A 12,825-nucleotide genomic window follows, 5' to 3' on the forward strand; every position below is an offset into this window, starting at 1 on the left:
ATGGTCGTGTACAGAGAGAATTATTGTGGGTTGCATGCACCTTCAGGCGACGCGACTCATTTAAGTTGTAAACGGTAAAAGGGGAGACGAAAAACAGATATGTTGACAGGCATTCAGTCTTTAGTTGGACGACCCCCCAATGAACGCCGAACCAAATCTGCTCATCAAATAACACCGGACGTTGTTCGCCAGCGTAGTTGAGTTGCATGCTCTGGCCATTGAATGTGATGACGGAGTGTGGAGGGTGCTTTATTGCCGCTTGATAGGCGAGGAAAGTATTCCCGGCTATCACAAATAACGCCACCAGCATTATTGAGCTGTTCGAGCTCAATGCAGCAATAATCAGCGCAAAAATCGAAGGGGCGAGCAATAGTGCGAAAGCCCGCCACGAGGATTGAAATGAGACCTTAGTCTGGTTGAACACGATCCACTATCATCTTAACCATCCGCGCATGATCGGGGTCAGTAGGCACGCTCTTTTGCATAAACCACTGGAAAAGATCGGTATCTTCGCATTCTAGAAGTTTTTCGTAGCGTGCTTGGTCTTCAGAATCTAGATCTAGATATGCTTCTTTCAAGAAAGGTACAAGCAGGACGTCTAATTCGAGCATGCCCCGACGGCTGTGCCAGAAAAGCCGATTAAATTTTATGCGCTCGGGCGAATCGAAGGGTAACTCTGAGTACTCGGGCATGAAAGCGTGCTCTTAATAAGTGAGCCTCGATTATAAGAATCACTGGCCTTTGGCTCAAGCTTTCATATTGATATTAGTGCGCGTTGATACTGCGATTTGTTCGAGTCAGGTAGTTTACTTCTAGGGCTTCATGTGCCGACATCTCCCATTCGACTGGCGCAATCTGGACGCGCGTTGCTTGCATAGACGAAGCACTATTAGCAGATTCAAGTTTTTTGAGCGCAATAAGCGTGTTGTGTTGTCTGTTGTGTGGGGTATTGTCTTGCGTATCCATAGCATCCATCTCTTACATTTCGTTACACAATCTTACTTAAGGTAATGTTGCATGTTATTTTGTTACGAATCTCGGGTGTGAGCGTGCTTTGTTAGAAGGTTTGCGCTTGTTTACATTTTGGTTCCTATCGTGGAAAGCGAATGTCGAAAAACTGGTTTGTCTACATGATCGAGACGAAGTGTGGTGCGCTTTACACAGGTATAACTACGGATGTAGAGAGGCGTTATGCCGAGCATCTCGCCGTCAAAGAAGGGGGGCGCCTTGGCGCAAAGTACTTTCGAGGTAGAGAACCAAAACGTGTCGTGCTTGTGGAGTCGTTTGACGATCGAAGCGCGGCATCCAAGCGGGAGTATGAGATCAAAGCCATGGCAAGAAAGCAAAAGTTGGCTTTGATCTCAGCAGGAAAGACTTAAGCGCGTCTCTTTTTAAAACTCTGCAGACCTAGTCCAGCCATGATTTGAGCGACCGCAGACCAAGCGCTGAGATTGGGTTTTGGCGCTTTCCCGTTGCCCATTCGTGCTAACTGAAACTCATACCACGTAATATCTAGCATGGTCATGGTATCGACCATTTTTACCCCTGTAGTTGGCCGTTTCAGTTCAATTCGATAATCCTTATTGTTGAGTACTTGAGCCGCGGCGTCCGGCGCTATTGCTAAAGGTCGCGCAAGACCAATCATGTCACATGCATTACTGTCTAGTGCATCCTGCATGGCCCTGGCGGAGCGAAATCCTCCTGTGACGACGAGTGGCGTGGTAATTTCCTTGCGAATGCTTTCGGCAAACTCAAGAAAGTAGGCTTCGCGTTTTGCTGTGCTGCTAGCCACTTTATGCCCGATCATGCTTGGGCTCTCGTAGGTGCCGCCTGATACTTCGATCAAATCGATGCCAAGGCCAGAGAGTTTTTGGATTACTTGCATCGCCTCCTCATGAGAGAAGCCACCTTTTGAGTAGTCCGCGGAGTTAAGTTTGATGCCTACCGGAAAGTCATCGCCGACTTGCTCTCTAATAGCCGCATACACGGCCTCAACAAAGCGCATGCGGTTTTCAAGAGATCCGCCCCATTTGTCTTTTCGCTGGTTATGGTGAGGAGACAAGAATTGGCTGACCAAATATCCATGTGCGCCGTGAATCTGAACGCCATCAAAGCCGGTTTCTTTTGCTAGTCGCGCCGCATTAGCAAAGCGCTTAATGATGCCTTCAATTTCCTCGTCATGAAGGGCTCTAGGGCACGCGAAGCTCGCCTCTAAACCTCCACTTAGAGGGATTTCAGATGGGGCGACCGGCTGGCTATTTAAAAACTTCGGAATTTGCTTGCCTGGATGGTTTAGCTGCATCCATACGGTTGCACCGGTATGCTGAGAAGCTTTCGCCCAACGACGAAACGCATTCAAATCACTTTGTTCGTCTAAGACGACGTTCTTTGGTTCACCGAGTGCGCCTCGGTCAATCATAACATTGCCTGTTACAAGCAAACCTGTACCACCCTCAGCCCATTTTGCGTACAAACGCTCTAAGCGCAAATCTGGGTTGTGTTGTTTGTCGCCGAGTTGTTCGCTCATTGCTGATTTGAAGAGGCGATTTTTTACTTCGGTTTTATTGTTGATCTGATAAGGGCTGTTTAATGCAGGCATAACGTGCTCGGCTCAAAGGTTGAAAACGGTTAGCGTGAAGAACTTAATTTGTTAAAGCTACTCGGCCTGCAAGCTTACGCACTTTTTTCTACAGCGTGTAGTCACTGGCCGGATATGTATAGAACTTACTGATGCGTATGCCCTGCGCGCTCTAAATAGCGCGATATATGGTTGGCACACTCTGCAGCGAAGTCATCTTGGGTATTTAGCCAGTGGATACTTACCCCTTTCTTCTCAATGTTGCGGAACCATTTTTCTTGTTGTTTGGCAAATTGATGAATGGCGCTTCGCAGCTTTTGGAACATGTCGTTGTAATCTAGCTCCCCTCTCAGGAACAGGCTGAGGTAGCGATATTCTAAGCCATAGTGTTCAAGGGATGTGTGAGAAACGCCCTGTTCCAAAAGTTGTTTTACCTCATCAAGCATGCCTTCGTCTAATCGGCTTGCTAAGCGTTGACTAATCCGCTTTCTGGTTGTCTCTCTTGGATATTGTAAGCCAAAAACTAGGGGCTGATAGTCGGGCCAACAGACGGTTTCAGATCCATTCTTCTCGGCGAGGGCGATCTCGATGGCACGCACTGTTCGCTGTTTGTCTGCGATATCTGTTTGATTGTGCAGATGCGGGTTAAGTGTCGCCAACTGATCGATAAGGTCAGCGTGGTCCTTGTTATTGAGCTCGTTGCGAAGATGTTCGTCGAACGGCGCTTTTGTTAGCGCATAACGCCTCAATACCGCATCCAGATACATGCCCGTACCGCCAACAAGAAAAGGTAAGACCCCTTTATCTAGCACAGATGAATAAGCGTTATTGAAATCCTGCGCAAAGCGGAAAAGATTGTATTCTTCGCCTGGGAGAGCAATGTCGATAAGGTGGTAAGGGATCTCGCCGTATTCTTGCAGATCTTTGCCCGTTCCGATGTCCATTCCCTTGAAAACTTGGCGAGAGTCCGCGGAAAGAACCTCGCCGTGAAAGCGTCGAGCCATGTCCACGCCTAGATGCGTCTTGCCGCTGGCAGTTGGTCCCAGAATAACAATAAGCGGATGTGTAGGTGGTTTTTGCATGACTTTGTTCAAGGTTTTGGAACGCTTCTCTATGGTGAGCTTGAAACCATTCGCTTGGGGCTTTAGGGTGACAGCCCTCTAAGGCTGCCTATATTAGCAGTCTTTAAAAGGATTTTGTGGACAAAGAGCATCATCAAACGTCCCCTGCATAAATAAAAATAATCGTGGGCTGTGCGAACCGAATATGAAGTCATGGATACACAAGGACGGTTTTGTTCGTTTATTTTCGAAACGAACATTCTTAATGAGCATCTTGCTCACTATGTTCGCATCATCATCGTTTGCGCTAGAGCGCAAGGTATTTTGTGTTTGGGATCCAGTAGGGCGAAGCGGCCCAGTTATGGCCTTTTATTCTGATTTGATCCCAAAAGCGCAAGCTTGGGGTTTGAGCATTCGTTTTATTGCATATACGGATGAAAAAGTCGCCGCCAATGAGTTTAAAGCCGGAAAATGCGAGGCGGTGTTACTAAGCGCCATTTTATCGCGCCAGTTTGTAAAGTTTGGCGGAACAATGGACGCCATCGGTGCCATCAGCTCGCAGAAAGGTTTGGAGATGGTTCTAAAAACGCTGGCTCGACCACGGGCTGGTAAGCTAATGACGCAAGGGCCGTTCGAGGTCGTTGCAACATTTCCGGTCGGTTCGATGTATGCTTTTGTGAACAACAGAAGTATCAATAGTATCGAAGACTTTGCTGGTCGACGAATTTCTGTCCTTAACAACGACCCACAAGCCCTTAAATTTGCAAAACTAGCAGGTGCTTCGCCGGTAGGTACGACGCTGTCTACGTTTGCGCCGATGTTTAATAATGGAAATATCGATATATTGCTCATGCCCGCCCTCGCATACAACACCTTTGAGTTGTATCACGGACTTGGTGAGCGCGGCGGCATTATTGATTACCGTTTGTACTATGGCATGTTACAAACGATCGCACGCAAAAGTGAATTTCCTGCCGACTTCGGGCACAAAATGCGTAACTACATTTTCACCCGCTTACGCGCGATTGATCGCTTGGTGAAAGATGCAGAAAAAGAGATACCATCCAAGTATTGGATAAATGTCGATCAGTTTACCAAAGACGACATAGACCACTTCAGCAAACGCGTGCGGCTAGCCCTTAAAAAAGACGATGTAAATCATCCAACGGCATTAAAGCTGTTGTGGAAAATACGTTGTCGCCTTGACCGATCGCGCGGAGAGTGCACTCGGCCTGAATAGTCCGCAGGCAGGCGCTAAATGCCTGCGTCATGGCGGTTTTTGCTGCTGGTTACAGCTTGTATGCTCTTTAGGATGATGCTCCAGTCGCGACTATATCTACGCGTTCTCGGCCTTGCTCATTGATCGCGCTTTGTTACCTGGTGCTTTATCAAGCCAGAGTAATAATGCCGGTAGCGCAAAAAAGTCAAAAATCAGTGCGAGCGTAATCGTGCAGGCTGTAAAAATTCCCATGTACGCATTCATATTGAAATCTGACAGTGCAAGCACCATGAAGCCAGCCACTAAAACAAAGGTCGTGACCCAAAGAGCTGTCCCAACCATTGAAAATGCGTATCGAACAGCCTCTTCAGCCGAGTAGTCTTTTTCTCTTCTTGCACGTTGATATTTGCTGAGAAAGTGCACGGTATTGTCAATGACGATTCCGAGTATCATGCCCACTCCTGTACCGATTGATATCCCCACATCGCCTTGCATGACGCCCCAAATCCCAAAGGTCGCACCGATCGGTACAATATTCGGAATCACGCTCACTGCGCCAAGTTTGAGCGAACGAAGTACTATGCACATGATCAAAACAATCACGACGAGCGCATAGCCAACACCCATTACCATGCTGTCGACATTTCGCTTGCCGATGTGCGAGAACATGAGATTAGGGCTTGCAGCGTAGTAAGTTTCGATATCGGTATTCTTGTCCAACCATTGTGCGATCTCTTGCTCAAGTTTGAGTGTCTCTGAGGTGACGATATTTTCCATAGTAATCAGAATTCGCACCGAAGATTTGTCGACATTAAGTTGGTTGTTCAAGTCTAAGCCGTAAGGTAGTGACATTTCGTAGAGCAACAAATATTGCGCGGCCAGTTCTTTGTTTTCCGGAAGTTTGAAGTAAGTTTGATCATCACCATGCATGTTCTTGTTGAGTCGCTTGAATATCTCAGTAATCGTTTCGACATTTGTGACCTCGTCTTTCGCCTTTAGCCAGTCTGTAAATGCCTCGATCTGACGAAGAAACTCCGGTGTACTGATACCGTTGCTTTCGCCTTGCTCAAGTGAATAGGCAATGTTGTACATGCCTGTGAGATTGTCAGCGGTAAATTCGGTGTCGGCGCGAAATTCCACTGAGTTCTTGAAGTAGCCAATGAAATCGTCGTTGATTTGGTTGGTTGGAATGAGTGCAAACAATACCAGCGTGACAATGCCTGAACCAATTAACACCCCGCGGCGGTTATCGATAATGAAGCCCGCAAGCGAGTCCATCGCCTTGCTTTTGCGTTGCGCCTGCTTTGTCGCGGATACGGGTAAAATGCAGACAAGTGCAGGAAGAAAAAAGACAGAGAGGAAAAATGCCGCGATCACGCCTATTGCAACGGTATTGCCCAAATCTCTGAAAGGCGGTACTTCTGAGAAATTCATGGTCATAAAGCCAAGCACGGTGGTTAAGCTTGTAATAAAGATGGGTTGTAGGTTGATGCGAATACTTTCTTGCATCGCGGCCTCTTTCTGCATTCCTTGACGTAAGTTAAACAGAAAGGAAACAAGTATGTGTACGCAGTCAGCAACGGCCATTGTAGTAATGACGGTTGGGGCACTTGTCGAGGGTCCTGTAAGCGTCCAACCAAGGTGTCCGAACATCCCCATGGCTGTCAAAACGGAGAGGAAAATAACTAAAACTGTCGCGATCGTGCCGGTAAATGAGCGCAAAAGAAGCCAAAGAGTTACGATAATGACCATTAGCATAATGGGCATCAGATTCTTCATGTCTTTTTGGGCGGACTCCGAAAACGCGTTGCCTAGCATGACGCTCCCCGTCATATAGACGGAAAGTGAAGGATATTCTTCCTCAAACTCTCGGGAAAGCTTACGCGCAGCCGCCACCACTTCTGGCATTTCAGATTCGCTTAATTGGGGTAGCTGAACGGTAACGTTAATCGCCGTGACATGTGCTTCAGGTGAAATGAGTCTGCGGACTAGAAGAGGCTCGTTTAAGGCGACGTTTTCAACATAGTTAAGATCAACGTCTTCTGGAAACTCGACCAGATCGGCAACAATCAAGTCGTCCTCTTCAGCTCTTGTGTGTTGATAGTTGGTAATCGAATCGACGCGCGTAGAGTAGGGCAGTTGCCAGCTTCTTTCAGTCAGGTCTTGTATTGCAGCCAATACATCTCGATCGAATACTTTGCCTCCTTTTGGTTCGATAACCATCAATACATTGTCGGATTTTGAATAGGTGTTTTGGATGGTTTCGAAAGCGACAAGTTGTTCGTTGTCAGGAGAAAAGAAGACGCGATAGTTTGAGCTGAAACCAATACTTGTGATGCCGCTAGAGATCAGGCCGACGATGACAAATGTGAGGACGATGATGGCCCATCGCCACTTGATGATTCCAGAGGCAAACCTATCGGCGTTCATGATGCGATTCCTTTTTATTTTGTTATGCCACGAGTCTGCAGCAGCGCTCGCTATTCTAGGTGTCTTTAGTCGACAATAAAAACCATTTACTATTGAATGTACTGTTCCATTTGTGGCATAAATGCCCGAATAACGTGTTTTTGTTTCATAGGGCTTATGGAGTCGAATATGCAGGACCTGAATGAAATGGCGATCTTTGCAGTGGTCGTTGGCTGTGGCAGCTTTACCAAAGCCGCGGAGAAGCTAAAACTGCCAAAGTCGACGGTCAGCCGAAAGGTTTCGCAGCTTGAAAAGCGTGTTGGTGTGAGATTGATTAATCGTACAACGCGGAATTTGAAGCCGACAGAAACGGGAAAGCTTTACTACGAAAATTGTATGAAAATGCTGGAGCAAGCGGAAGAGGCAGATCGTATTGTCAATAATATGCAATCAGAACCGACGGGTTTGCTGCGCATCAGTACTCCGCTAGCGTGCGGCATTCCTTTCTTTACCGATATTTTTAAGCGCTTTTCGCGCCTCTATCCTAAGGTCAGCCTAGAGATTATTTCGGATAACAAAAACCTCGATATGTTAGACGAAGAGATCGATATCGCATTTCGCATTGGTCCGCTCGAAGACTCTAGCTTAGTTGCAAGGAATCTTGGCACAGCAAGGCTATCTTTGTGCGCGTCCCCTGAGTATTTGGCTGAGTTTGGTGTGCCTAAATCAGTGGATGATCTGCAGAATCACCACTGCATAATGCATTCCACGTATTCTTGGGTGTTTATGACAAAAAACGGCGAAGAGGTTCCTAATATACAGAGCCGTTTGACAGCAAATGACGTAGAGATGATTAGAATGCTCGCGCTCGATGACTTTGGTATCGGAGCAGTCCCTCAATTGTTGATCGCGGATGATGTGAGGGCAGGAAAGTTAAAACTGTTATTGCAGGATACGCCATTTCAAGAGCGCACGTTTTATATGGTTTATCCAAGTCGAAGAGAGCCACCGTCTAAGGTCGTCGCATTTACTGAATTTATGCTTGAGAACTGCGTTAATCCGCCTTGGGAGCAGCTGTCAGGGGTGTTCAGCGCGCGCAGTCAGGATGACCTCGGTGAGACGAGTTTTATTGGTCGGGCTGAAGAGCTAGCTGCAAGCTAAATTTAGCCTGATTGACGTGTGTAACTCGGTAGATAAGCGCTTGGTAGATCAGAGCTTGGTATAAGAGACGTAATTGATGAGTGATGAAGACGAGCAGGACTTGTTCGCCGCGGAAATGGCGGGGGTGAAGCCCCTGCGAAAGAATCGCGCGCGTCTGCACAAGAAAGAGGAAGACACACCGGGTAAGATGGTGCGTAGAAGCCTAGCCGTATCAGCAAGGCAAACGTTAGATCCACTGGCTTCGACGGTTGTTCCGGAGCTGAAGTCAAACGATGTTTTGGAATTTCGGCGTGATGGTGTTCAGCACGGCGTGTACAAAAATTTACGGATGGGGCGATACGACATAGAGGCCCGTCTTGATTTGCACCGAATGACGGTTGACGAATCTAGACGAATGGTTTTCGAGTTTCTGCGAGATTGCTTTCACTACGAGCTGCGAACTGTTTTGGTGATGCATGGCAAGGGCGATCGCAACCCGGACAAAGTTGCCAAAATCAAAAGCCATCTCTCTGTTTGGCTTCCCCAAATTGATGAGGTGATGGCATTTCACTCGGCCCAGCCTCGTCATGGCGGGACGGGTGCCGTTTACATCATGCTCAAGAAGGGCGATAAGTCTAAGCAAAGCACAAGAGAAAAATTCGGTTTGAGGTGATTTAGTGATCTCGAATAAACGATGTTCAGCAAAACAACGATAAAAGTGAGCGCTATGAAATTTGTTCTTAATGGGGAAGATATCTCCATCGATATTGATCCCGATATGCCCCTTCTTTGGGCGATCAGAGATGAAATAGGTAAGAAAGGCACGAAGTTTGGGTGCGGCATGGGCTTGTGTGGCGCTTGCACAGTGCACTTGAATGGTCAGGCGATTCGTTCATGTATTACGCCGATAGGTAGCATTGAGGGTCAAAACATCACGACTATTGAAGGGCTGGGCGAGAGAGACAATCTTCATCCAGTTCAGCAAGCATGGATTGAGCACAACGTTCCTCAATGCGGGTACTGTCAACCGGGGCAAATTATGTCGGCGACCGCGCTGCTTAGTGATAATGCTAGTCCTAGTGATGACGATATCGACAGTGCAATGTCAGGTAACATTTGTCGTTGTGGCACTTATCCTCGAATTCGTAAAGCGATTAAGTCAGCCGCGGTGAGTATCGCAAACGCTGATGCGCTTGCTTACGAAGCGAAGGTGTAGGGGGATCTCATGAGCAAAGTGTCTGATTTATTACCTCTAACTCGACGTCAGCTGTTTGTGAAGGGTTCGTTGGTCGGTGGCGGCCTTACGATCGGTTTGAGCTTGCCAGCGTGTTCTACTACCGGTAATCAAGTATCCGATGATGGTGTTTGGCAGGCGAATGCATGGCTTGAAATCGACCAGCAAGGTGGCGTGCGCTTCACGCTCGATCGCGTGGAGATGGGGCAGGGGACATATACCGGTATCACTACGTTGATTGCTGAGGAGCTTGATTATCCTCCAGAGAAGATCGATGTTGTGTTTGCTGAGGCGCAACAGGTTTATAGAAACCCAGGCTATGGGCTTCAGATCACCGGCGGCAGTAACAGTATCGCGACAAGCTGGAAGCCGATCAGAGAAGCTGCTGCGTCTGCACGAGAAATGCTTTTGGCGGCGGCGTCTAAGGTGTTCGACGTACCGATTGAAAAGCTTATTTTACAGGGTGGCTTGATTACAGTGCGCGGTGAAGATCGCTCTGTGGCAATGGGTGAATACGTTGTACTCGCAGCAAAAGAGTCGGTGCCAGACGAACCAAAGTTAAAGCGAAAAAGTGATTTTAAATACATCGGTAAGCATTCCGCTAGGCTAGATTCGGCAATGAAAGTTAACGGTACCGCAGACTTTGGTATCGATGTCGAAGTCGAGGGAATGGCATATGCGGTGGTTATTCACCCGCCCGCTATCGGTGCAAGCATTAGCGCATACGATGCGAGCAGTATTCAGGGTGATGCTCGGCTCGTTGCTACAGCTGCGATCGACTCGGGCCTCGCGGTTGTCGCAAAAAGTTATTGGGCGGCTCGAAAGCTTTCAGAGAAGATCTCAATTGACTGGAAGATGCCTGAATCGCCAATTACTACAGAAGATACGTTTGCACTATACCGCTCTGTTATGACCGAAGATTCGGGCGATACTGTGCGTTCTGAAGGCGATGCTGAGGAGGTGTTTTCAAGCGAAGAGGGTGCACTTGTTGAGCTTGAATTTGAAATGCCATTTTTAGCGCATGCGACTATGGAGCCAATGAATTGTGTTGCGCATGTTCAGGATCATCGCGCAGATATTTGGGCCTCAACCCAAGGTCCGGATATTGCTCAGGTAGTTGTCGCGAAGGCAACGCATCTTGATTTGGATGAAGTATTTATACATTCGCAGTTTATCGGTGGTGGGTTCGGGCGGCGTTTGAATCAGGATTTCATCGGCGAGGCGGCGGAAATTTCAAAGGCTACGGGCTTGCCGATAAAACTGGTTTGGTCTCGCGAAGATGACATGCGCAATGATTTTTATCGCCCTGCAAGCCTTCACAAGCTGCGAGCGCGCGTAGACAAAGACAACGTCCTTGCTTGGGATCACCATATAGCCGCGCCTGGTGTAATGGATTGGTATGTATGGGATGCTGCGCCGGCTATGTTTCCGGCAGCGCCAAAATTTATGTTCCCTATGCTTGGCAAGGTCGGCCTTGCAACGGCTGGCACCCCCATGACGCCAGCTGACCGTTCCGCTTACGAAGGTGCTGACGATTTACCGTATGCCTTCGGTTCGCAAGAGGTTAGATATAGTAAGGCGGACGCGGGGGTTCCTGTGGGCTACTGGCGAGCGGTCGGGCACTCGCACAATGGTTTTGTTACCGAAACCTTTGTTGAGGCGTGTGCCGAGAAGGCAGGGCAGGATGCGGTTGAGTTCCGGCTAGCGCTCTTGAGGGATCAGCCTCGTATGGCCGCTGTGCTGAAGTTGGCGGCACAAAAAGGTGGTTGGGCTGAAAAGCCGCCTGAAGGACGTTATCGAGGCATCGCTGTGCACAAATCCTTCGGGTCGTACGTGGCGGAGCTGGTTGAATTGAGCGTTGAGCAAGGTCAGCCAAAAGTCCATAAAGTCGTTTGTGCTGTCGATTGCGGTCAGGTGGTCAACCCCGACATTGTGACCATGCAAATGGAGAGCGGCATCGTTTTTGGATTGACCGCAGCGCTTTATGGTGAGATCAGTTTCGACAGTGGTTTGGCGAAACAAAGCAACTTCCATGATTATCAGATGGTACGCAACAACGAGTGCCCTGAGATTGAAGTCCACATTGTTGCAAGTGAAGAGTCACCGACGGGAGTTGGAGAGCCAGGTTTACCTCCGCTCGCAGCCGCTATGGGAGCCGCTATATTCAAAGCGACGGGTACGAGGCATACTCGCTTGCCCTTTAAGCTGTCTTAACGCATTGGCGATGGTCTAGGCGATGAATACCCAACGCATCGAGGTTTTTAAGGCGCTGCTTACTGCTTTGCAGGCAAAACGGCCTGTGTTTTTAGTAACTGTGCTTGAAACATGGGGGGCATCGCCACGGCCTGCCGGAAGTGTGCTCGCCTTTGACCCTCTTGCCAATCAGGTTTTTGGATCGGTTTCTGGCGGCTGCGTTGAAGAAGACTTGTTGGAGAGCTTGCGATCTCCCGAAAGTCTTGATGAAAAGGACGTGTTTCCCATTACTAAGCGATACGGAGCCGATGCGGCAGGGTATGATTTGCCTTGTGGTGCCACCATCGAGTTACTAATAGAGCTTTTTGATCCAGTCCAAAATTCGAGTTGTGTTGAGCATGTTCAGACTCTTCTCGCCCGGGTTGACCAGTTGTCTGAAGTTTGCCGTTGTGTTGCTCTCGATTCTTCGCGCACTTGCACATTGACGGATTTTCCAGACGAGGCGTATGGTGAGGTATGGTGCCAAGATGACTGCGTTTATCTGCGTTGTGCGGCTATCGACAAACTCTTGCTTATTGGCGCGACGGATGTCGCGCAGTATCTAGTGCCTCTTGTGCAACAGCTAGGTTATCAGGTTTCCATATGCGAGCCTCGACGCTCGTTTCTTGAGCGACAAAGTTTGCTTGGCAACATCGATGTCATAACAGACGCGTTGCCGGATGATGTGGTTTACCAGTCTTATTTTGAGGAGAATAGCGCAATCGTCGCATTGGCCCATGATCCAAGAATTGACGATCTTGGCGTCTTGGCTGCGCTTCAAGGGCGTGCACATTTTGTTGGCGCTTTGGGGTCGCAACGTAACGCGAAGTTGCGTAGGCAGCGGCTTATGAAACTGGGTTTGACGGAAAATCAGATAGAGAAACTTAAAGCGCCAGTCGGCTTGTCGATCGGAAGCCATACTCCGATAGAGATAGCGATTTCAATCGCCGCT

At 48.4% G+C, this 12,825-nt stretch carries 13 protein-coding genes; 7 read left to right on the top strand and 6 right to left on the bottom strand.

All coding sequences use genetic code 11. From position 1 onward, the window contains the following. From A3751_RS23465 to A3751_RS07260, 3 genes are all read right to left on the bottom strand, one after another. On the bottom strand, positions 1–310 hold a 310-nt coding region (locus A3751_RS23465), incomplete at its 3' end, for a hypothetical protein (RefSeq protein WP_068454907.1). Between the two features lie 97 nt (positions 311–407). Then, positions 408–692 (bottom strand): succinate dehydrogenase assembly factor 2, encoded by a 285-nt coding sequence (locus A3751_RS07255; protein ID WP_068453829.1) that lies wholly within the window; start codon positions 690–692, stop codon positions 408–410. A gap of 73 nt (positions 693–765) precedes the next feature. Then, positions 766–966 (bottom strand): hypothetical protein, encoded by a 201-nt coding sequence (locus tag A3751_RS07260; RefSeq protein WP_068453830.1) that lies wholly within the window; start codon positions 964–966, stop codon positions 766–768. A gap of 140 nt (positions 967–1,106) precedes the next feature. Between A3751_RS07260 and A3751_RS07265 the strand changes: the two genes are divergently transcribed. Next, positions 1,107–1,379 carry a GIY-YIG nuclease family protein gene (locus A3751_RS07265; RefSeq protein ID WP_068453837.1) on the top strand — a complete coding sequence of 91 codons (273 nt, stop codon included), beginning with the start codon at positions 1,107–1,109 and terminating at the stop codon, positions 1,377–1,379. On the opposite strand, the gene A3751_RS07270 is transcribed toward A3751_RS07265, so the two are convergent. Both A3751_RS07270 and miaA read right to left on the bottom strand, forming a co-directional pair. Then, positions 1,376–2,599, bottom strand: coding sequence for an NADH:flavin oxidoreductase/NADH oxidase family protein (locus A3751_RS07270; protein ID WP_068453839.1), 1,224 nt, complete (start codon positions 2,597–2,599; stop codon positions 1,376–1,378). The genes A3751_RS07265 and A3751_RS07270 overlap by 4 nt on opposite strands. Positions 2,600–2,724: 125 nt before the next feature. Continuing rightward, entirely contained in the window at positions 2,725–3,660 is a 936-nt protein-coding gene (gene miaA / locus A3751_RS07275; RefSeq protein ID WP_068453842.1) for a tRNA (adenosine(37)-N6)-dimethylallyltransferase MiaA, read from the bottom strand. Between the two features lie 184 nt (positions 3,661–3,844). Here miaA and A3751_RS07280 point away from each other — a divergent pair, with 184 nt between their 5' ends. Continuing rightward, positions 3,845–4,879, top strand: coding sequence for a putative solute-binding protein (locus A3751_RS07280; protein WP_068453843.1), 1,035 nt, complete (start codon positions 3,845–3,847; stop codon positions 4,877–4,879). 96 nt (positions 4,880–4,975) lie between these two features. Here A3751_RS07280 and A3751_RS07285 read toward each other — a convergent pair whose 3' ends face one another. Continuing rightward, positions 4,976–7,288 (bottom strand): RND family transporter, encoded by a 2,313-nt coding sequence (locus A3751_RS07285; protein ID WP_068453844.1) that lies wholly within the window; start codon positions 7,286–7,288, stop codon positions 4,976–4,978. Between the two features lie 168 nt (positions 7,289–7,456). Between A3751_RS07285 and A3751_RS07290 the strand changes: the two genes are divergently transcribed. The 5 genes from A3751_RS07290 to A3751_RS07310 form a co-directional block, all read left to right on the top strand. Next, positions 7,457–8,428 carry a LysR family transcriptional regulator gene (locus A3751_RS07290; protein WP_068453845.1) on the top strand — a complete coding sequence of 324 codons (972 nt, stop codon included), beginning with the start codon at positions 7,457–7,459 and terminating at the stop codon, positions 8,426–8,428. A gap of 76 nt (positions 8,429–8,504) precedes the next feature. After that, complete coding sequence (smrA, locus tag A3751_RS07295) at positions 8,505–9,080, top strand: DNA endonuclease SmrA (protein ID WP_068453847.1); 576 nt, start codon at positions 8,505–8,507, stop codon at positions 9,078–9,080. Positions 9,081–9,134: 54 nt separating this feature from the next. Next, positions 9,135–9,623 carry a (2Fe-2S)-binding protein gene (locus A3751_RS07300; protein ID WP_068453849.1) on the top strand — a complete coding sequence of 163 codons (489 nt, stop codon included), beginning with the start codon at positions 9,135–9,137 and terminating at the stop codon, positions 9,621–9,623. Positions 9,624–9,632: 9 nt separating this feature from the next. Continuing rightward, on the top strand, positions 9,633–11,855 hold the full coding sequence (locus tag A3751_RS07305; RefSeq protein WP_082863109.1) for a molybdopterin cofactor-binding domain-containing protein: 2,223 nt from the start codon (positions 9,633–9,635) through the stop codon (positions 11,853–11,855). 22 nt (positions 11,856–11,877) lie between these two features. Next, on the top strand, positions 11,878–12,825 hold a 948-nt coding region (locus A3751_RS07310; RefSeq protein WP_068453848.1), incomplete at its 3' end, for an XdhC family protein.

Source organism: Oleiphilus sp. HI0080, from assembly GCF_001635135.1.

What these genes read in the sequence shown, in the direction of transcription:
- A3751_RS07285 (WP_068453844.1), bottom strand. Translation starts at nt 7,288, where the DNA reads ATGAACGCCGATAGGTTTGCCTCTGGAATCATCAAGTGGCGATGGGCC.
- miaA (WP_068453842.1), bottom strand. Translation starts at nt 3,660, where the DNA reads ATGCAAAAACCACCTACACATCCGCTTATTGTTATTCTGGGACCAACT.
- smrA (WP_068453847.1), top strand. Translation starts at nt 8,505, where the DNA reads ATGAGTGATGAAGACGAGCAGGACTTGTTCGCCGCGGAAATGGCGGGG.
- A3751_RS07270 (WP_068453839.1), bottom strand. Translation starts at nt 2,599, where the DNA reads ATGCCTGCATTAAACAGCCCTTATCAGATCAACAATAAAACCGAAGTA.
- A3751_RS07305 (WP_082863109.1), top strand. Translation starts at nt 9,633, where the DNA reads ATGAGCAAAGTGTCTGATTTATTACCTCTAACTCGACGTCAGCTGTTT.
- A3751_RS07255 (WP_068453829.1), bottom strand. Translation starts at nt 692, where the DNA reads ATGCCCGAGTACTCAGAGTTACCCTTCGATTCGCCCGAGCGCATAAAA.
- A3751_RS07280 (WP_068453843.1), top strand. Translation starts at nt 3,845, where the DNA reads ATGAAGTCATGGATACACAAGGACGGTTTTGTTCGTTTATTTTCGAAA.
- A3751_RS07300 (WP_068453849.1), top strand. Translation starts at nt 9,135, where the DNA reads ATGAAATTTGTTCTTAATGGGGAAGATATCTCCATCGATATTGATCCC.
- A3751_RS07265 (WP_068453837.1), top strand. Translation starts at nt 1,107, where the DNA reads ATGTCGAAAAACTGGTTTGTCTACATGATCGAGACGAAGTGTGGTGCG.
- A3751_RS07260 (WP_068453830.1), bottom strand. Translation starts at nt 966, where the DNA reads ATGGATACGCAAGACAATACCCCACACAACAGACAACACAACACGCTT.
- A3751_RS07290 (WP_068453845.1), top strand. Translation starts at nt 7,457, where the DNA reads ATGCAGGACCTGAATGAAATGGCGATCTTTGCAGTGGTCGTTGGCTGT.